This window comes from Salinisphaera orenii subsp. halophila YIM 95161, from assembly GCF_003732545.1.
Lineage (GTDB): Bacteria > Pseudomonadota > Gammaproteobacteria > Nevskiales > Salinisphaeraceae > Salinisphaera > Salinisphaera orenii_A.
In genome coordinates this window covers 104,650-121,339 of sequence record NZ_AYKF01000088.1, presented here as the reverse complement: position 1 = coordinate 121,339, position 16,690 = coordinate 104,650, and the positions used below count along the sequence as shown (strand labels likewise).

At 68.6% G+C, this 16,690-nt stretch carries 19 protein-coding genes; 2 read left to right on the top strand and 17 right to left on the bottom strand.

Annotated features, from left to right (window positions below; genetic code table 11):
• The 14 genes from SAHL_RS10850 to SAHL_RS10785 all read right to left on the bottom strand — a co-directional run.
• Window positions 1–332: phage tail protein (locus SAHL_RS10850; RefSeq protein ID WP_184947628.1), on the bottom strand; the 332-nt coding region annotated here is incomplete at its 3' end.
• 106 nt (window positions 333–438) lie between these two features.
• Entirely contained in the window at window positions 439–2,916 is a 2,478-nt protein-coding gene (locus tag SAHL_RS10845; RefSeq protein WP_123591431.1) for a phage tail tape measure protein, read from the bottom strand.
• A gap of 2 nt (window positions 2,917–2,918) precedes the next feature.
• Window positions 2,919–3,047, bottom strand: a complete 129-nt coding sequence (locus SAHL_RS10840; protein ID WP_221177925.1) for a GpE family phage tail protein — start codon at window positions 3,045–3,047, stop codon at window positions 2,919–2,921.
• Between the two features lie 23 nt (window positions 3,048–3,070).
• The gene (locus SAHL_RS10835) at window positions 3,071–3,433 is read right to left on the bottom strand and encodes a phage tail assembly protein (protein WP_123591430.1); all 363 of its coding nucleotides are present in this window, start codon (window positions 3,431–3,433) and stop codon (window positions 3,071–3,073) included.
• Between the two features lie 37 nt (window positions 3,434–3,470).
• Window positions 3,471–3,974, bottom strand: coding sequence for a phage major tail tube protein (locus tag SAHL_RS10830; RefSeq protein ID WP_123591429.1), 504 nt, complete (start codon window positions 3,972–3,974; stop codon window positions 3,471–3,473).
• 18 nt (window positions 3,975–3,992) lie between these two features.
• Entirely contained in the window at window positions 3,993–5,222 is a 1,230-nt protein-coding gene (locus SAHL_RS10825) for a phage tail sheath subtilisin-like domain-containing protein (protein ID WP_123591428.1), read from the bottom strand.
• The gene (locus tag SAHL_RS10820; protein ID WP_148045550.1) at window positions 5,222–5,413 is read right to left on the bottom strand and encodes a hypothetical protein; all 192 of its coding nucleotides are present in this window, start codon (window positions 5,411–5,413) and stop codon (window positions 5,222–5,224) included. The genes SAHL_RS10825 and SAHL_RS10820 overlap by 1 nt, the downstream gene beginning before the upstream one ends.
• The gene (locus SAHL_RS10815; protein WP_123591426.1) at window positions 5,413–6,150 is read right to left on the bottom strand and encodes a phage baseplate assembly protein V; all 738 of its coding nucleotides are present in this window, start codon (window positions 6,148–6,150) and stop codon (window positions 5,413–5,415) included. The genes SAHL_RS10820 and SAHL_RS10815 overlap by 1 nt, the downstream gene beginning before the upstream one ends.
• Window positions 6,143–6,691 carry a hypothetical protein gene (locus SAHL_RS10810; RefSeq protein WP_148045549.1) on the bottom strand — a complete coding sequence of 183 codons (549 nt, stop codon included), beginning with the start codon at window positions 6,689–6,691 and terminating at the stop codon, window positions 6,143–6,145. The genes SAHL_RS10815 and SAHL_RS10810 overlap by 8 nt, the downstream gene beginning before the upstream one ends.
• Window positions 6,681–7,127 (bottom strand): phage virion morphogenesis protein, encoded by a 447-nt coding sequence (locus SAHL_RS10805; RefSeq protein ID WP_123591424.1) that lies wholly within the window; start codon window positions 7,125–7,127, stop codon window positions 6,681–6,683. The genes SAHL_RS10810 and SAHL_RS10805 overlap by 11 nt, the downstream gene beginning before the upstream one ends.
• Entirely contained in the window at window positions 7,124–7,594 is a 471-nt protein-coding gene (locus SAHL_RS10800) for a gp436 family protein (protein ID WP_123591423.1), read from the bottom strand. Before SAHL_RS10800 ends, SAHL_RS10805 begins: the two co-directional genes overlap by 4 nt.
• A 6-nt stretch (window positions 7,595–7,600) precedes the next feature.
• Window positions 7,601–7,963: an HI1506-related protein gene (locus SAHL_RS10795; RefSeq protein WP_123591422.1), complete on the bottom strand. Its 363-nt coding sequence runs from the start codon at window positions 7,961–7,963 to the stop codon at window positions 7,601–7,603.
• A gap of 204 nt (window positions 7,964–8,167) precedes the next feature.
• Window positions 8,168–9,097: a Mu-like prophage major head subunit gpT family protein gene (locus tag SAHL_RS10790; protein WP_123591421.1), complete on the bottom strand. Its 930-nt coding sequence runs from the start codon at window positions 9,095–9,097 to the stop codon at window positions 8,168–8,170.
• A 44-nt stretch (window positions 9,098–9,141) separates the two neighbouring features.
• The gene (locus tag SAHL_RS10785) at window positions 9,142–10,161 is read right to left on the bottom strand and encodes a phage protease (RefSeq protein WP_123591420.1); all 1,020 of its coding nucleotides are present in this window, start codon (window positions 10,159–10,161) and stop codon (window positions 9,142–9,144) included.
• 287 nt (window positions 10,162–10,448) lie between these two features.
• On the opposite strand from SAHL_RS10785, the gene SAHL_RS17855 reads away from it, so the two are divergent.
• Entirely contained in the window at window positions 10,449–10,619 is a 171-nt protein-coding gene (locus tag SAHL_RS17855; RefSeq protein WP_184947624.1) for a hypothetical protein, read from the top strand.
• A 3-nt stretch (window positions 10,620–10,622) separates the two neighbouring features.
• Window positions 10,623–11,147, top strand: coding sequence for a hypothetical protein (locus SAHL_RS10780; protein ID WP_123591419.1), 525 nt, complete (start codon window positions 10,623–10,625; stop codon window positions 11,145–11,147).
• Window positions 11,148–11,415: 268 nt separating this feature from the next.
• Here the strand turns inward: SAHL_RS10780 and SAHL_RS10775 are convergent, their stop codons facing one another.
• From SAHL_RS10775 to SAHL_RS10765, 3 genes are read right to left on the bottom strand one after another with little or no spacing between them, the layout of a single operon-like run.
• Window positions 11,416–13,704 (bottom strand): phage head morphogenesis protein, encoded by a 2,289-nt coding sequence (locus SAHL_RS10775; RefSeq protein ID WP_123591418.1) that lies wholly within the window; start codon window positions 13,702–13,704, stop codon window positions 11,416–11,418.
• Complete coding sequence (locus SAHL_RS10770; RefSeq protein WP_123591417.1) at window positions 13,704–15,311, bottom strand: DUF935 domain-containing protein; 1,608 nt, start codon at window positions 15,309–15,311, stop codon at window positions 13,704–13,706. Before SAHL_RS10770 ends, SAHL_RS10775 begins: the two co-directional genes overlap by 1 nt.
• Window positions 15,311–16,687 (bottom strand): terminase large subunit domain-containing protein, encoded by a 1,377-nt coding sequence (locus tag SAHL_RS10765; RefSeq protein WP_221177924.1) that lies wholly within the window; start codon window positions 16,685–16,687, stop codon window positions 15,311–15,313. The genes SAHL_RS10770 and SAHL_RS10765 overlap by 1 nt, the downstream gene beginning before the upstream one ends.
• Window positions 16,688–16,690 lie beyond the last annotated feature (3 nt).

Sequence of the window (16,690 nt, the reverse complement as noted above, 5' to 3'; positions counted from 1 at the left end):
ACGTCGCCCAGGCCCGCCAGCTCGCGCATCGCGTCGAGCTGGCGCAGCCCGCCCTTGTAGTGCGGATAGATCCGCCCTGGCAGCGTGAACGACTCCTCGCCGGGTCCGGTGTGCTGCAGCACCGGCCGGCGGCCGATGACGTGCTGCGCCGGCCAGCGATAACGCGCCCGGCGCCCCACCTGCTGCGGCGCGGCCGAGGCGACCGAGAACATGAACTGCCCCAGCATCATCATCACGCGCTCGCGCGTGGGCATCTGGGTCGCCAGCGGGCCCAGGCCCGTGTCCGTCACGCGGCGCGCCCCGCGGCGCAGATCCGTAATGATGTCCGCCACTGCTAGCCCTCCTTCCCAGGCATGTGCTGGTGCGAGGCGATTTGCCGGCACGACGCCGCCGAGCCCTCCCAGCGCCTCGGCGGCTGAAAAAGTCGCTCGTGACGCATCAGGCATCCTCCCCAGGCAAATCCTGCACGCCGCCCCACAGGTCGGCATCGCGCCAGCCGGCCATCCGGCGGTCGAACTCGTCGGCGATGTCCACGGCCGAGGCCTCCTCGCCCGCCTGGATCGTCACCTGCGGTGCGAACTCCACCCGTTCGACGTGAACACCCCGGCGGGTCCGCGCCCGGCCCTCGGCCGGCGCGGTACCGCCACCGGCCGCGCCCAGCAGCGCCGCCCGGGGCTGTTCGCGCGCCGCCTCGCGTTCGACTACCCGCTCGCGCTCGGTGGTGTGACTGGCCGCCGGCGCCGGTATGGCCCGCGTCAGGCGCTCGGCCAATCCGTCGATCGCCGCCTCGGCTGCCGGCATCTGCGCGGCCGCCGGCAGGCGCAACGGCACCACGCGCGCGCCTTCGACGGCGCGTTCGGCCGCGCGGGCCGGGCGGGGTGGCGCCGGGGCCCGGCCCGGTGCCACGGCCGCGTTGCCGGCCTCGATGGTCGGCCCGCGTAGCGGCGTGGCCAGCGAGTCGTTCGCGGCAGCCATCACCCGGTCCACGGCGCCCACAAGCGCCCGCCCGTTGTCGGCCACGCCGCCGGCGAAGGTCGCCGGCAGGGCGCGCCCGGAACGCGTCAGATTCGACAGAGGCCCGCGCTTGGCGTCGGATCCGGGGAAGTAGTCCATTACGCCCGAGAACACCCCCTTGACGGAGTCGACGACCGCGCCGCCCGCGCTCGTCAGCCCGTCAACGAACGTGCCCAGCAGCTTCTTGCCGGCCGCCGACCAGTCGATATTCGACAGCCAGTCGTAGGTCTTCGATAGCGAGTCTTGCACCGCATCCTTGGCCGCGCCGCCCGCGCGCTTAAGCCCGTCGACAACCGTGCCCAGCAATTTTCGTCCGGCTGCGGACCAGTCGATGCTCGACAGCCAGTCATAGGCTTGCTTGAACGCCGGTTTCAGGATGTTCAACGGACTCAGCGCCAGAAGCAGATCGCCGATGCCCGACATATCGCCGGATACGATCGTGCGGATCGCCGCCATGATGCCGCCGACGTATTGCGTCATGCCGTCCCACAGCGGCCGCATCCACGCCACCGGGTCGAAGCCGAGCCAGCCGGTGATCGCGGCATGCGCGTCCGACACAATGCCCGTGACCGCGTCCCAGACGCCCTGCACGTACGGTGCGATGGTGTCCCAGTTGCGGTAGATCAGATACGCCGCGCCGGCGATGAGCGCGATGGTGGCCACGATCGGGTTGGCCAGCACCGCCGCCCCGGCGGCCCGGATGCCCGCCGCGATCGCGGTGAATCCGGCCTTGACGACGGTGCCGGCCCCGGCCATCGATAGCAGCTTCGCGGTGATGCCAACGGTCGTGCTGCCCAGCATGACCAGCGACGCCGTCAGACTCACCAGCGGCGCCAGGATGGGCGCGGCCAGTATCGCCGCCACGCCGGCCACGGCCGTGTTCATCGCCCCGAACCGGTCCGCGATGGACCGCACCACGTCGATCAGCGGCTGCGCCCGGTCGATCAGGTTCGACGCGCTCTCGACCGCGCTCGCGAATCCGTCGCGCAGCATCTGCAGCCGGCCCGGCAGCTTGGCGGCGAAGCCCTCGGCCCAGTCGCGCACCGCATCGCGATTGCCCACCACGTACGCCGTGATCCGGTCCATCGTCGAGGTGATCACCGGCAGCAGGGCGCCGCCCACCAGGTTCTTCAGCCCGGTCACGCTGCCCTGCATGTTCGTCATCGAATCCTGAAAGGCCTCGGCATCCCGCGCGGCGTCCTCGGACAACACCACGCCGAGTTCCTGGGCGCGTTCGCGCAGCCGGTCCACCTCGCCCATGCCGTCACGCACGATCCGCGACATATCCTGCGCCCCGCGCGAAAAGCCCGCGCTGGCCAGCGCCGTCTTGTCGATCGCGTCCGGGGCCTGGTCGATGGCCTGCAGATACAGACGCAGCGCCTCGTCGACGCTCTTCGTGTTCTTCAGATTCTTCAGCAGCTCGGGGTTCTGGTCCTTGAGCTGACTCTGCAGCCGGCCCATGCCCTGGCGCGCCTCGCCCACGCGCTTGGCGAACGCGCTGATGCCCTGGTTGAACGTGGACTGCGACACGCCCATGCGCTCGGCCGCGAACTGATACTCCTGCAGCGACTCGATCCCGATGCCGTACTGGTCGGCCATCTTGGCCACGGAATCGCCGTGATCGGCCACCGACGTCGTCGCGCCCACCAGCGCCGCCGTCGCGCCGCCGGCCACGGCCGCCAGCCGGCCGGATACCCGGCCGACCGAACGCACCAGGCCGCCGGCCGCCGTGCGGGTGCGGTCGATGCGCCGCCGCAGCCGGTCGAAGCCCGCGTTGCGCCCGATGCGCGTCACCGTATCGCCCAGGCGCTGTGTCATGCGCCGGGCCCCAGCCACCGAGCCGGTCAGCCGGTCGCGGGCGTTGAGCAGCACCGACACGGCCATCTGGGCATCGCCTGCCATGTTCAGTCCTCCTCGGGCGCGGCGTGGGCCTCCTGGTGGATCGCCCGCGCGCGATCACGCCAGTCCATGAGCTCCGAAAACGGGCGGTCCATCAGCCAGTCGGGCGGCCAATGGAACACGTAGGCGATCACCGTGATCGCCGCCCGGACGTCCTCTACCGCCCGGCCGAGTCCGTCGGGGCCGATTCGGATCCCAAAAAATAGCCGAGCACATCCGACAGCCGCGCGATGTCGCGGCCGCCCAGAGCCTTCACCTCGTTCGGCCCCAGGCCGCAGCACTCGCCGATCACGCGCATCGCCACCTCGTGCTGGGCCCGCTCGTTGCCGGCCTTGTTGATCTTCTCGATGTGCTCGCCGGTGGCCTCCTCGAAGGTCAGCTCCGTGCGGCGTTCGCCGCCGAACTCCTTCGGGCTGATCAACCCGACGACGATCGTCGCCGGCAGGGCCACCTTGAGCTGCTCGCGGTCGATCTCCTCGTCGCGTTCGAACCGCACGGTCACATCGTTGACTTGTTCCATCGTCGCCTCGGTCTAGTGGGGTGGAGCGGGCCCGGCGTTAGCCGATGCCCAGGATCTGGCGCGCGCGCTCGAGCATGTCGACGCCGTCGATCACGCGGATGTAGTTCTCGATATCCACGTGATGGACTTCCTCGCCGTCCACGCTCAGCTTGTAGACGTCCACCGCGATGGTGATCGACTTGCTCGCCGGCGAGCCCGGCTGCCAGTCGCCCGGCGCATCCTCGGTGATGCGCCCGACCAGACGCGCGGTCGCGCCCTTGTCCTCGCCGTTGGACGTGATCAGCCGGCCCCGGGCCACGAACTCCACGCCGTCCTTGCCGAACAGCCGCATGATCCCGACCGGCACGTTGTTGAACTGCGCGCTCGCGGAGAGTGACTGCATGCCCATGTCCATCTGCTTGGGCGCATCCATGCCGCCGGCGCGCATCTCCTCGGTTTGCAGCTGCAGGCTCGGCAGCGTCACCTGGTTGCACTGGCCGGCGTAGCTCTCGCCGTCGGCGAAGAACGTCACGTCGCGCAGTACGTCTCGAATCTTGGGCATTGCGTTGCCTCCGGTGGGTTAGGCCGCGGCCGCGTCGGCGACCACGTCCTCGAGGTAGTCGTTGACCATCGCGCTCTTGAACGTGATGTTCTCGGCGATGCCGTAGGGGCTGAACTCGAAGGCGAATACCACGCGCCCGGCCATCTGGTCCGCCGGCTTGTTGAGCTCCGGCGGCGCATAGCAGCGCCCGCCGGCGATCCGGCGCTCGGCCTTCAGCCGCGCGATGAACGCGTTCACCGAGCCCGTCACGTCCTCCACGTAGGTGGTCGTGATGTTGCGATCGCGCGCCCAGCGGTGCGCCGCGGCCAGGCTGTCGTTCAGTATGTCCTGGATCCGCACATGCGCCAGGAAGGCGAAGCGCTGATCCTGGCTGGTCGTGCGGTTGCCCCACAGCCGGAAGCCGTCGTCCCGGATGGTCGTGGCCACGTTGGACGCGTTCAGGAAGTTGGCCCGGCAGTCCGGATCCTCGGCGGCGTAATCGATCTCGCGCGCCAGGCCGGAGATGCCCGGCACGACCACGTTCGAGGGCGACGTATGCCAGCCGCGGCGCTGGTCGTTGAGCGCGATCAGCCCGCAGATCCGCGCGCTCGCCGGCCGCTGGACATACGCGGCGGATTCGGCATCGAACACCGTATAGAACGGGTCGTGCAGGAACACCCGCTTGCTGCCGAAATCGCCGGCGGCGGCCACAGCCTCCGCGTCGTTCGTGTTCGGCCCGTCGATCACGGCCACCGCCCGCAGCCGGCCGCCCATGTTGTTCAGCGCCGTGGCTACGGGGTTGGCCAAAAAGCTGCCGCTGTTCTCCGGGTCTTCGGCCCGCTGATGGGTGAATCCGGGCGCGCACAGCAGCCGCGGCTTCGCGCCCACCTGGGACTCGGCGGCCCGGAATACGTCGATGCCCTGGCGTTTGCCGGTGTCCGGATCCGTGCCCGCCAGCAGGTTGGCCTGGGTCGTCTCGATGTCGGCGCCGTCCTCCACGCGCACCGCCACGATCGTGGCGTTGGTCACGCCCAGGATGTCGCTGTCGATCGCATCGTAGAGCGTGCCGCCGGTACCGAGCGCGGCCACCTTGTCCAGGTCGGACTCGCCCAGCACCAGCACCGGCGTATTGATCGGCCAGATCGCGTCATCGGCCTCCGGCGCGGTGCCGATGACGCCGATGATCGACGCGGCCGCCGTCTCGACGGATCGGATCCCGTCGGTGACCGTCTTGATCTGGATCCCGTGGAAGAAATCGCTCGCTGCCATTACTGGTCACCCTTCGTCGTGGACTTCGCCGCGGCCTTGTTCGGCGGCTTCTCGGCCGACAAATGCGACCCCAGCAGATACTTGGCCTGCTTCGGATGCAGCCGCACCGGCTGGCCGGCGGGAATCACGCAGCCGCCGTGCGCAAACGGCCGGAGCGCGTAATAGGTCTGTGTCGTCTGGGTCTGGGCCATCATTTCGGGCCTCCGGTCGTGCCACCCGAGTCGCCCGGGTGGGTGTGTTGCTGTAGCGAGGTGCCGCCGGCGGTCACGTCGCCATCGGCGTCCATGCGGCCGGTCGACTGCACGTCGCCGTCGATCTTCGCGGCTGCGCCGGATCCGCCCGAGCCGCTCAGGCCGCCCGAGTAGGTCAGCAGGCCGGTGACGGTCAGCGCGCCATTGACGCGCGTGAGCGGCGCCGTAATGGTGAGACCGCTCGGCGCGGTGACCGAGGCCGGGCCCTGCACGGTGAGGTCGGCCGATCCGGCCACCGTCTCGGTCACGTTGCCCGCAACCGCTGCGGTCACATTGCCGCCCACGGTCAGGTCGATATCGTCGGGCGTGTCGATCGACAGCCGGTTGGTTTCGCGGTCGTGCACGATCTCCGTGCCGTTGGCAAAGCGGATCAGCCGGATCGCCGGGCTGTTCGCCGGCGCCGGCACCTGGTCGGAATAGAACGCCGGGATCACGCGCGCGCCGTTCATCTCGCCGTTCGGGCACAGCAAATCGACCTGCTCGCCGACTTCCGGCGCCCACCAGTCCACGTCGGGCCCGGCGCGGCGGGTCGCCCAGGGCAGCCAGGGGCTGGTGCGCGCGTCGATGGCCACGCGCACGCGGGCCGCGTCGTAGTCCGCCGCGACGATCACGCCGGTCTGGATCATCCGGGCGATGCGCCGCTCGATGTCGGCCAGGCGCGTTTCGATATCAGGCATCGTCGCTGCCCTCCGTGTGGATCACGTGGACGTAGTCCTCGGGAAATTCTTCGGGCTGGAATCCGATCCACACGTCGCGCACGGCATCGCCGGGCGCGATGTCCTCGACGCCCAGTTCGATCGTCTGACGCCAGGTCACCGCGGCCAGCGCCACGCCGGCCTTGTCGGCGATCTCGGTCGAATAGAGGTTGCGGCCGCGCACGTCCATCGCCGGCTCGCATTCGATGCCCCAGGTGGCCATCGAAACGGCCGGCAGCAGGGCGGACAGAATCAGCAGGGCGCGCTCGTCGCCGGCCATGTGGCGATCGCCGGCCATGATCACGAACGCCGCCATGTCGACCGTGGCGCTCACGCCCAGGCCCGAGCCCACGTGCTCGATATCCATATCCATGCACGCGACCCGCACCGCCGGCGCCCGCACGGAGCGGCGCTGGAACTCGCGCAGATCGAACCGGCCGGGCGTCGCGTCGCAATGCACGTCGTCGGGCACGGCGGCTTGAAGATGCGTTACGACCGCTTCACGGAGCGTTTTAAGATCCATGAATCAGCGCCTCCGCCCAGTGCTCGGTCAGCGACTCCAGCGCGTCGACGTTCTCGGCCGACAGGCCCAGATAGGGCCGGGCCGGAATGTTCCGATCGGCGTCGCCGAACTGGTGCGTGGCGGCGTAGACCAGATTCGAGCCGACCTCGGCGCGGTCGGATTCGACCTCGCCGGTGATCGAATCAACCAGATCGCCTTCGCTCTGCAGCAGGGCCTGGCCGCGGTGGCGTGTCCTGGCATAGCGGCCCGACCACTGCGGCCAGGGCCCGCCGGTCGGCGACTCCTTGGTGTGCGCGATGCGCTCGCGGGTCTGGCCTTCCACGCCGCCGACCAGCTGCTCGAGCAAGTCGCGCGGCTTGGCGTCGATCAGGCGGTCCAGAATCCGCTGGAAACGGGCCCAGTCGGCCCGGTCCAGTTCGATCAAGGCGCCGCTCATACCGGCCACCCGCTGCGGTTGCGCCGGCCGAAGATGCGCGGCGGATTGTTCTCGTCGGTGATCGCATCACCGATGATTTCCGGCGTGGACTCGCCGGCCGCATCGCCATTGCCATCGTCGCCGCCGAGCCCGAGCGAGATCTCGCCCGACGCCAGGCGCTTGAGCAACGCGATCGCGTCCTCGTAACGCTGGCGGCGCGGATCCGTGCCGCCGACGCCGCCGATGTCGGCCAGGCGATAGACCGTCAGGTCGATGGCGATGCGCTTGACGATGCGCGGGACGCTCGTCGCATCCAGCGGCACGGTGTAGCGCTTGCCCAGGTACGCGTCGATCTCGGCCGCGGCATCTGCCGCAGCGTCGTCGATCGCGGCCTGGTCCAGCTCGCCATCGCGATCGCGGTCGGCGAGGACATGTACCTCGTCCTCGCCGAGCCGGTCGATCAGATCCTGGACGGTCACATAGGCCATCGGGGGTTACTCAGCCTGGCCCTGGATCGTGGCGCGCTGGGCGCTGATCGCCTCGAGCACGCTCTTGCGGTTCTCGCCGCCGTCGACCAGCGCATCCAGGCTGGCTTCGTCCTCGACGTGCTTGATTCGCTCGATCAACTCTTTGGCGGTGGCCGCCGGGGTGAGCGGCTCACCGTCGGCCGGCGCGTCCGCGTCGGCCGGTACGTCGGCTGGCTCGATATGCACGACCGGGTCCGCCTTGAGGGTTGCGATCTGGTCCGCGGTCAGCGCCTCGGCCGACAGCGTCACCGGCGCGCGCAGATCCAGCCCCGCGCGCCGATACAGCGTGCGGGTCGCGGTGATCCGGTAACCGTCGATGGTGTGGCTCATGTCGGGTGGCTCCATGTTCGCGGCGCGGTTTCGGCTGCGCCGCCCAGCCATCGGAATCAGTGCCGGCTCGTAGTCGCCTGATCCGTCCCGCACCGGCAGACGAGCGGGTCAGAGGCCTCTGCAATAGAGCGGGACTCTCCCCGGGGTCACGCCTGGATTCGGCGGCGTCCCCTACCCACGGCGACTCGGTGGGCGGCTGGCGCGTTATCCGAGCCAGACCGTTGAGAGCACGTCCGCCTTGTTGTAGTTCGGGTTGCCGCCACCGCCGGCCAATGTGTCGATCTTGAGGATCTGCTCGGCCTGCTTTTCCAGCTCGGGCGGGCAGACCAGCAGCGTCGGGTTGATGCCCAGCGGCCGGCCGCCGTCGGCCTTCACCGTGCGCATCCGGTCGTAGACCGTGCGGAAGTTGTCCGGCGTCAGCTCCAGGTCACAGGCGTGCGCCAGCTGCCAGAGGCCGAACCCACCGTTGCCACGCGCCCGTACGCCCATGCGGAACTGGTTTTCCATGAACACGGCTTCGTCGGTCATGCCGGTCATCTGGGTGAAGTTCGGCGCCTCGCGGCGCTGATAGATGAACGGCTTGAGCGCGCGGCTCATGTCCAGCAGATACCAGCGCGGATTCGTCGGGTTGCCATCGCCGTCGGTCGGGCCGGCGGTGTAGTTCGATACGCTCGTAACGGACCCGGTACCGTCGGTGTTGGCGTAGACCGGGTGCTCGGTGTCGAAGAAGTTCTGGCCGTCGTAGCAGGCGGTGGTGAACCCCTTGTCGAACAGGGGGAAGACCAGATTCTCGTCGGGGAACACGCCCGCCGCGCGGCCCATCTCCTGGACCATCGGCGAGTAGATGCCGAGGTTGTCGTCCTCCATGTCGTCGCGCGAGATGCCCACGGTCGACTCGTACGTCTTGTTCTCGATCGCGTAGCTCTGCGCGGCCATGTCCTTGATGACACGCTCACCCACCCACTCGCGCAGCTGCGGAAACTGACCGAGAAAGCCGTAGGTATTCGTGCGCGTGCTCGACGGCACCATCATCGCCACCTGGTTCCATGCGGACGGGGCGACCGTCAGCGCCCCCTGGAACTCCTGGCGAAAATTCGTGAACAGCGCCTTGATGGTCTGCGGGGTGATAATCATCGGCTCGTCTCCGGATTCGATTCAGTCAGGGATGGCGGCCCGGCTCAGCCGTAGGCCTTCGCGTCGGCGTCGCGGCGTTCGGCGAACGTCGCCTCGTCCACGCCGATCGCGCGGCAGGCGGCCTTCTCCTCGTCGGTGAGCGCCTCGCCGGCGCCGCTGCCCGGCGTCTTGCCGTCCAGCCCGGTGTCGGCGCCGATCTCCGGCGCGGCCGCCACGTACGTCTGGAACGCCTCCAGGCCCTCGGCCGTGCGGCAGTTGGCCCGGTGGTAGTCCTCGGTCGCCGGCGTGATCTTGCCGGCGGCCTTGGCCGCGGTGATCGCGGCGTCCACCTTCGCCTTGTGATCGGCCTGGTCCCGCTCGGCGAGCTGCGTCTCGGCGCGGTTCTTGGCCTGCTCGAGCGCGTCGTAGTCGCCCCGCGGCACGAACTTGTCGAGCGGCGGCGTATCGGTCGGGCGGTTGCGGGCGGTCTCGAGTTCGGTGCCCTGGGTCTTCACGGCCGCGAGCGCATCCGCCTCGGTCGCGTCGTCCTTGAGATTGAGCGCTGTGCGCAGCTCGGCGAGCAGGTCCATAGCGTTGGCCTCGGGGTTGTCGTTGGCGTCGGGTGCGCCGCGCCGGTTCAGCGCCAGCGCGAAGTTCGGGGTGTTGACGAGCGACGCGGAATCGATCCGCTTGATCTCTTTCGTCTCGGGATGAAACCGGAACGCCGGCGAGAGGTAGCGGTACTCGCGATCGCGCACGGAGGCGGCGCCGCGGGCGTTGAACGCCAGCCGGCCTTCGATCGCGCCGTTGTTGGCCCGAATCTCCTCGATCCAGCCGGACGCCGGCGCGGGGTTGCCGGCGGCGGCCTGTAGATCCTCGGCGTGGTTCACGTCGATGGGGCGCGGACCGGTGTAGGTGGCGACCACCGCGTCGGGATCGCTCATCTTCCAGGCGCGACCGTCGTCGCCGCGGATCATGCCGTTGGCATCGGGGGCCGGAATGAGCACGCGCCAACCGTCGACGCTCTCGCTTTCGTCAGCGGGCGCCGGTATCTGGAAGCACAGGGCAGCGATCAACTCGTCCATGCCGTGCAGTCTGGCGACCGCGGCCGTGGGCGATTAGCTGAAGGGGTTCAGGGGAATTGACACGTCTCGCGCGTCGAGATAACAATCCTACCTGACGGAGCTAGTAACTCCACAGCTGGCGGTTCACCCGCACCCGAAAGAGGCGGTTTTTTTGTGTCCACGATTTATGGCCGGGCGTCCTGGGAAATACAACACCCGCGATATGCGGGGAATACCCAGGGCCGTCCAGTTGCGGTTACTAGCGTCCCGGCCACCTTGCGTTCTAGTAAAACCAACTGGAGGCAGTCATGCCTAAATCCGACACCCTCAATATCCGCGATTCCATCGATCGCGCCCGCGAAGTCCGCGATGCCTACGCCGCACTGACCGATCTCGCCCTCGACGAGGCGGCGCGCAACTGCGATCGGCTCGACGATCGCCAGGCCAGCCAAGCCCGCCACGCATCCAACCGAGGCTAAGCCATGAGCGACGCACCTATCGCCATCGACGTATCGGACAAAAGCGACGACGAAGTGTTCGCGCTGATCAATACGGCCCGACTGGTGCTCTACAGCGGGAAGGGCACCAAACCACTGTTCGGCAAGTGGCTGGATATGGATGACGCCGACTGCCTGCGCGGCGTGCTGGGCGCGCCCCGCGAGTGGTTCGCGTTCGAGCGCAAACGGTTCTTCGAAGTGGCCTACGCGCATCAGTTCGATCTGCCGTTAGTGCCGCGCCGCGACGTCTGGGCTGACAACGCCAGCTGGACGCCCACGAACCCACGGGCCTCGACCGCGCCGCTTTCCCGGTCCACCCTCGATCTCGAGTTCATGGAGGCGTTCGGCTTTTCCGATCGCGCCTGGGACAACGGCATCTTCCATTCGTCGGGCCTCGTCTCTCGTGTCAAACGCGGGCAAGGGCTCAGTGAAGAGGACAAGCTGCGCGCCTACTTCGGGCTGGCCATGATCGGATTCACGAACCCCGAAGCATTTTTCGTGGACGCGTAGCCCGCTGGTACGCCGTTAAAATGTTCGATAAACGTTTCTAACGAGACATTGCGGCCGCGCCGACCCAACATGAGGGCGCGGCCTTTTGATTCCTCACAGCGGCGCACAGGCGCTCCGGCGACACGGCGGATGCGAGCAGCCGGGCCGTGCGTTATTCTAATTCTGCACGCGTCATGCGGAGAATCTGGACACCGCAGCCGTTCGCGTTTCGCAAGAGCGCGGATTAAGGCGGATCGCCGGGGGTTTCCAGTCCCGGCCACGTGCACGCTCATCGCGAGGCCCGCAGGCGCTTCATCGCCTCGCGGGCCTTTCCATGTTGCTTGGCCTTCGCGCGATGGAAGGTGCTCAAGAACAGCTCGCGATTGTCCGTGCCGGCCCGTTTGAGCACCGCGCGATACAGTTCGCCTTCGATCTCGCCGAACACCACGACCTCGCGCGCGCTTTCGCGCAACACCTCGCCGGTGGCCAGCAGTGCGTCCAGATTCCGGTAGTCGCCGCTGACCAGATCCGCATGCGTCACGAGCTGCTTGCCCGCCGTCTCGGCCGACATCCGCACCAGCTGCGTCTGGCTGCCGACATGCTCGGCCAGCTCGCGGTCGGCGTAGGCCACCGGCAGGTCGCCGATGCCGTCGATGATGCGCCGGCGCGCGGCCTCGTCGATATCGTCGGCCGTGCGGGCCAGCACCGCCTTGTGTGCGTCCGCCTCGTCCAGAAACTGCGTCAGCGCCGGGCTATCGACCACGCGCTTGACGGACTCGCGGGCCAGCTGCTGGTCGGCTGTTTCGATCTTGCCCGCGAGGGCTTCGCGCAGGGTGCGCACCCGCGCCTGGCCGGAGTTGTTGGCCCAGGCGGGATGCACGCCCTCGGGCGCGTACTGCTCGCGCCCGGTGCGCTTGCTCTTGTAGCGCCGGCGCTTGAGCTCGGGGCGCTCGGTCTTCGCCGGCACCTGACGCGTGACGCGCCGGCCGGTCGGCAGGCCGCTCTCGGGGTCGATCTCCTGGGCAGCCGTGGCGTCAGGCACGCCGTCCTCGACGTAGCGATCGCGCGTCGCCTGGTCGATCTGGTTGACGTAGCACTTGCAGTTGCTTACCACAATGCCGCCGGCTACGATCAAGCCGGTATCCGTAGCAAAGTCGTACACATGACCCGACCACTCGAACTTGCGAACGAGGCGGACTTCGTCCGTCGCTACCAGTCCGGTATTCCGCTGCAGCAGCTGGCCAAAGAGCTGGGCGTCAGCCGGGGCGCGTTGGGTCGCATCCTCGACCGGCACGGCATTGAGCGGCGCGGCCGAAGCACGGCAGCGGCGCAGCGTTGGGTCGGTGTCAAGGCGCGGGGCGAGACCGAGCAGCTGCTGGGCGCGGCGTGGCAGGCGGCAGATGCCACGAACGATGCGACCGAACGTCGTGTCATCTCCCTCTACCGCGCCGGCCTGACCAGCCAGGCCGAGATTGCCCGCCGTCTGGGCATGTCCAAGCCGGGCGTCGGCCGCATGCTGCGTTTGCGCGGTATTACCGACGACCGACGTAGCCTGCGACGAGCCCAGGGCAATGTTGGCGGCTTCAACACCGCGATGCAGACCGCGACCGAAAGTCACTTCGCGGATGCGTTCATCCGCCGAGGCGTCGACGCGATCCATCAGATCGCCATCGGCACTCGCAACCTGGATTTCGGGCTGCCGGCCGACCGTGTCGCCGTAGAAATCGTGCGCCGCCATTGGAACGACGCGAAGTCGCTCGCGCGCGAGCGCATCGAAGAGATCGTCGGCGCGGGCTGGCGTCTGTTCGTCGTCTACGACCCCGACGATGCCGGCATCCACACCAACACCTGCATCGATCAACTGATCGCCTTCGCGGAGGTCGCCGGCGGCGACCCAGCCCCGCGCGGTGAGTACGGGATGGTTAGCGGTCGCGGTGAAGTGGTTCCCACGAGCCGAGTGCAGCTCCACCATTTCACCCGCGTACCAGGTTTTTAGCCCGAGCTGCGCGTTGCAGCGCACCAGCGTATCCGTGGAAAAACAACCGTACCCGTTGGGCGGGTAGATCTCGCCCCAGGTCGGATCGTCCACCGGCAGCGTCAGGCCCTGCAGATCGACGTGTTCGGCGCGGTGTTCTTCGCTGGGCCCGAGCAGATAGACCAGGTACGGGCGGCTCTCCTTCGTCCGCTGGATCCGCTGCCACTGGCCGGCGGCGCGGGCGCTGCGCATGTTCGCGCGGTAGATGGTCTTCAAGCGGCGCGGGCTGCCCAGCTGCACGCGTTCGGGCAGCCCGGTCGCCGGGTCGATCTGCTCCTTGACGCCCCACCAGCCCTTGGCCTGCATCCGCGGCCGGATCTCGTTGGACCACTGCCGGAACGTCTTGCCCTCGGCCAGGGCGTCCTCGAGGCTGGCCCGCGTGTCCTCGAGCAGATCCAGCTTGGTCATCTTGGCCACGGTGAACGCGTGCGCGTGCTCGTCGCCCCAGACGTCCTCATGGGAAAAGCCCGGGCGCACGTCCTTGCCGCGCCAGTAGTCGAGCGCGTCCTGGGGGACTGGGCCGGGGTTGCGGGTTTCAGCCATCAGTTATCGCCGTCGTTCGCGTCACCCAATCCTCTCGCCCGAAACGTCGCATTGGCGAGCTTTTCGAGGAGTTCGCCGGCGTCCATCCGCTCCAGCAGCTCCGGTAGCCGGGCGCGAAACGCCTCCGGCGAATCCACCTCGGCCGCCAGCTGCTCGATCGGGTCGATCAGGGGTTCCAGCTGTTCTTCCCACTCGTCGTCGCCGGCGAGCGCCTCGGTCAGGTCGTCGATGGCATCCGCCGGGGCGGGCGCGTCGGTCCGGTTCAACGCCGTTTCGAGGCCGCTTCGATCGCGCGTTGAACGGCGGTTCAATGCCGGCGGCGGGCCGCTCGGCGCGCCCTGCGGCGGGGTCAGCACCTCCTCGTCGTCATCCGGATCCGGCAGGCCCAGCTTGTCGCGCATGGTCGAGCCGCCCACGCGCAGCCCGAGCGGGACCAGCCGCTCGAGCGCCTTGGTCAGCCCTTCGATGTCCTCCGGCTCGATCACCTGCAGCTCGATGCGCGGATACGCCGGCTGCGGGCCGAAGTTCAGGTCGATGTACGGCCGCACCAGGTCGCGGTTGAGCGTGTCGCTCAGCTGCTTGGCATCGGCGGCCAGGATGTCGCCGCGGACTTCGTTGTGCACGCCGGCCTGGTTGCTGCCCAGGCCGGCCGACTGCGCGTCGGTGGTCATGGTCTGGCCCAGCACGCCCTTGGACGTCTGCCGGTCCACCCAGTCGGCCAGCCGCTCGAACAGATCCGTGTTGCCGCTGCCGCCGCCGCTGGCCACGTCCTGGAACTCGATCTCCATCGAGCGTGGCAGCACCGCGGCCGCGTCCGAGCCGATGTTGGCCACCGCCTGCCGCAGAATGGACACGTCGCGCTCGCTCGCCCCCGGGCCGTAGCGGCCCAGGCGCAGGGGCATGCCGTAGACCTCCGCGAAGGCGATCCAGTCCTTCATCGTGTAGGCCTTGCAGATCCAGCCGAAGGCCACCAGCCGCGCCAGCCCGCCGCGCAGCGGGATGCCGCTCTTGAGGCGCGGCACGTGCGTGACGAACTTGTAGCCGGGCATCGGCAAGGGCTGGCCGGGCTGGCTGTCGTCCAGTAGGCCCAGCTTCTCCAGGCCGCTGGCGTCCGTGAACTCGAAAAAGCGCGGGTCGCGGTGCTTGTACGCCATCGGCTCCCAGGTGGCGCCCGAGCGGTCCCATAGGATCTCGCTGACCGAATAGCCCTTGCCCAGGGCGTCGAGCTGATCATCGACGAGATAGCCGAACGCCGGCCGGCGCACCAGTTCGCGCACGGCATCCGCCAGCTTCACGCCGGGCCCGTCATCGCTGGCCGCCTCCACGTGCACCGGCAGGCCGGAGACGGCGCGCTTGCGGGTGCCGAGCACGGCCGCGTAGTGCGGGTCGCGCTCTTCCATCTCCTCGGCCAGCGTCAGGTAGTCGTGCGCGTTGCCGTCGGCCGCGGCCTGTAGGATCGAAGCCAGCCGCGCCGGCGTCATGCCGGCCGCCACGCCCTGCGTCCAGACGCTGCGGACGCCGGTGAGCGTCGGGGCGGCCAGCTCCTCGGTCAGCTCGGTGGTCTCGAACGGCCGGCCGTCGCGTTGCAGGATGGGGGATTCGGCCATTACCAGGCGCCTCGTTGGGTACCAAAGCCGCCGGTCGTCGCGATCGGCCGACCGTTCTCGAGGTCTCGATCGGCTCGCACCGGCTGGTAGGCATAGGGCTGATAGTCGCTGTTATCCGCGGCATGCAGCGCGAGGAACAGCGACCACGTGCGGTCGGCATGGCTGCCGGCATCGCGATCGGCGTCGAAGCGGATATTGCCGCCGGGCAGCTGAATGCGCTTGAGGCTGTGCAGGTCCGCGCGCAGCTCCGGATGCCCGGCCGGGATGCGCACGCGCCGGTCCTCGAATTGCTCGCGGGCGGTCGTGGCGAGCAGCTGCTTGCTGGCCCCCGTGAACATCACGCCCTCGACGCGGTACTCGCCGTATCGACGCTTCGCGTCTTCCACGGGCTTTTCGCCCATGCCGGTCTGGTCGATGCAGACGCGGCCCACGGTATAGCGACGCATGACGTCGTCCAGCAGTGCGCCCTGCTCGGCGAACGTCGCGCCGCGGCGCTCGATGATCTCGCGCACCCAGGCGACATCGCCGCGCGGCTCGACCACGGTGATCACGAATAGATCCTTGCGGGCGGCGATATCGATGCCGACGTAGGCGATGCCCCCGGCATAGCCGGCCGGATCGCCGGCATCGGCGTGTTCAGCCGCGTCGATCAGATCGAACGGTAGCCAGGCGTGGGCGCTGTCGAGCCACTGGAGTTCGAACTCCTGGGCCCAGGCTTCCGGGTCGCCGATCGCTTTCTTGAGCTCGACCGGGTCGCGATCCAGCCCGCCTTCGACGGCCTGGTAGATATCGCAGCAGTGCAGGCTCCAGCCCTCGGCCTCGATGTGGCCACGCTCGCGCAGGGCCTGCTCATCGCCCATCGTCATCAGCTCATAGAACTTGTTGCCCTTGCCGTTGGGCGTACTGATCACGCGCAGCTTGAGCCCCGGTTTGGACACGACCGGAAACAGCGCCTGCCAGATCGCACGGCTGTCCTGATGAAAGGCGAACTCGTCGAGCAGCACGTTGGCTGAAAAGCCGCGAGCGGTGTCCGGGTTGGCCGGCAGCGCGGTGATCCGCGAGCCGCCCGGCAGCACGACTTCGAGCGCCCGATGCTGGGCCTGCCAATCGTACTCGAGCGCCTCGAACGCGGTCTGGTAATTGTCCAGATGCACCCGCACGCCTTCGTTGATGGCCTCGCGCGCCTGGCGTTCGCCGCGCGAGAGGATCACCCAGCGCTCGCTGCGGCCTTGGGACTCGGCGTCCAGGCAGTCATCGACGACCTCGAGCGTGGAGCCAAACGTCTTGCCGGTCTGACGCGAGAACATCGCGGCCTTGAAGCGGGCGCGATCGTCAACGTAGGCCGCCTGGCGTGTATGAAGGCGAACGATACCCACCGG

Coding starts and splice junctions, on each gene's coding strand:
- SAHL_RS10845 (WP_123591431.1), bottom strand. CDS start 2,916: ATGGCAGGCGATGCCCAGATGGCCGTGTCGGTGCTGCTCAACGCCCGC.
- SAHL_RS10835 (WP_123591430.1), bottom strand. CDS start 3,433: ATGGAACAAGTCAACGATGTGACCGTGCGGTTCGAACGCGACGAGGAG.
- SAHL_RS10830 (WP_123591429.1), bottom strand. CDS start 3,974: ATGCCCAAGATTCGAGACGTACTGCGCGACGTGACGTTCTTCGCCGAC.
- SAHL_RS10825 (WP_123591428.1), bottom strand. CDS start 5,222: ATGGCAGCGAGCGATTTCTTCCACGGGATCCAGATCAAGACGGTCACC.
- SAHL_RS10820 (WP_148045550.1), bottom strand. CDS start 5,413: ATGGCCCAGACCCAGACGACACAGACCTATTACGCGCTCCGGCCGTTT.
- SAHL_RS10815 (WP_123591426.1), bottom strand. CDS start 6,150: ATGCCTGATATCGAAACGCGCCTGGCCGACATCGAGCGGCGCATCGCC.
- SAHL_RS10810 (WP_148045549.1), bottom strand. CDS start 6,691: ATGGATCTTAAAACGCTCCGTGAAGCGGTCGTAACGCATCTTCAAGCC.
- SAHL_RS10805 (WP_123591424.1), bottom strand. CDS start 7,127: ATGAGCGGCGCCTTGATCGAACTGGACCGGGCCGACTGGGCCCGTTTC.
- SAHL_RS10800 (WP_123591423.1), bottom strand. CDS start 7,594: ATGGCCTATGTGACCGTCCAGGATCTGATCGACCGGCTCGGCGAGGAC.
- SAHL_RS10795 (WP_123591422.1), bottom strand. CDS start 7,963: ATGAGCCACACCATCGACGGTTACCGGATCACCGCGACCCGCACGCTG.
- SAHL_RS10790 (WP_123591421.1), bottom strand. CDS start 9,097: ATGATTATCACCCCGCAGACCATCAAGGCGCTGTTCACGAATTTTCGC.
- SAHL_RS10785 (WP_123591420.1), bottom strand. CDS start 10,161: ATGGACGAGTTGATCGCTGCCCTGTGCTTCCAGATACCGGCGCCCGCT.
- SAHL_RS17855 (WP_184947624.1), top strand. CDS start 10,449: ATGCCTAAATCCGACACCCTCAATATCCGCGATTCCATCGATCGCGCC.
- SAHL_RS10780 (WP_123591419.1), top strand. CDS start 10,623: ATGAGCGACGCACCTATCGCCATCGACGTATCGGACAAAAGCGACGAC.
- SAHL_RS10775 (WP_123591418.1), bottom strand. CDS start 13,704: ATGGCTGAAACCCGCAACCCCGGCCCAGTCCCCCAGGACGCGCTCGAC.
- SAHL_RS10770 (WP_123591417.1), bottom strand. CDS start 15,311: ATGGCCGAATCCCCCATCCTGCAACGCGACGGCCGGCCGTTCGAGACC.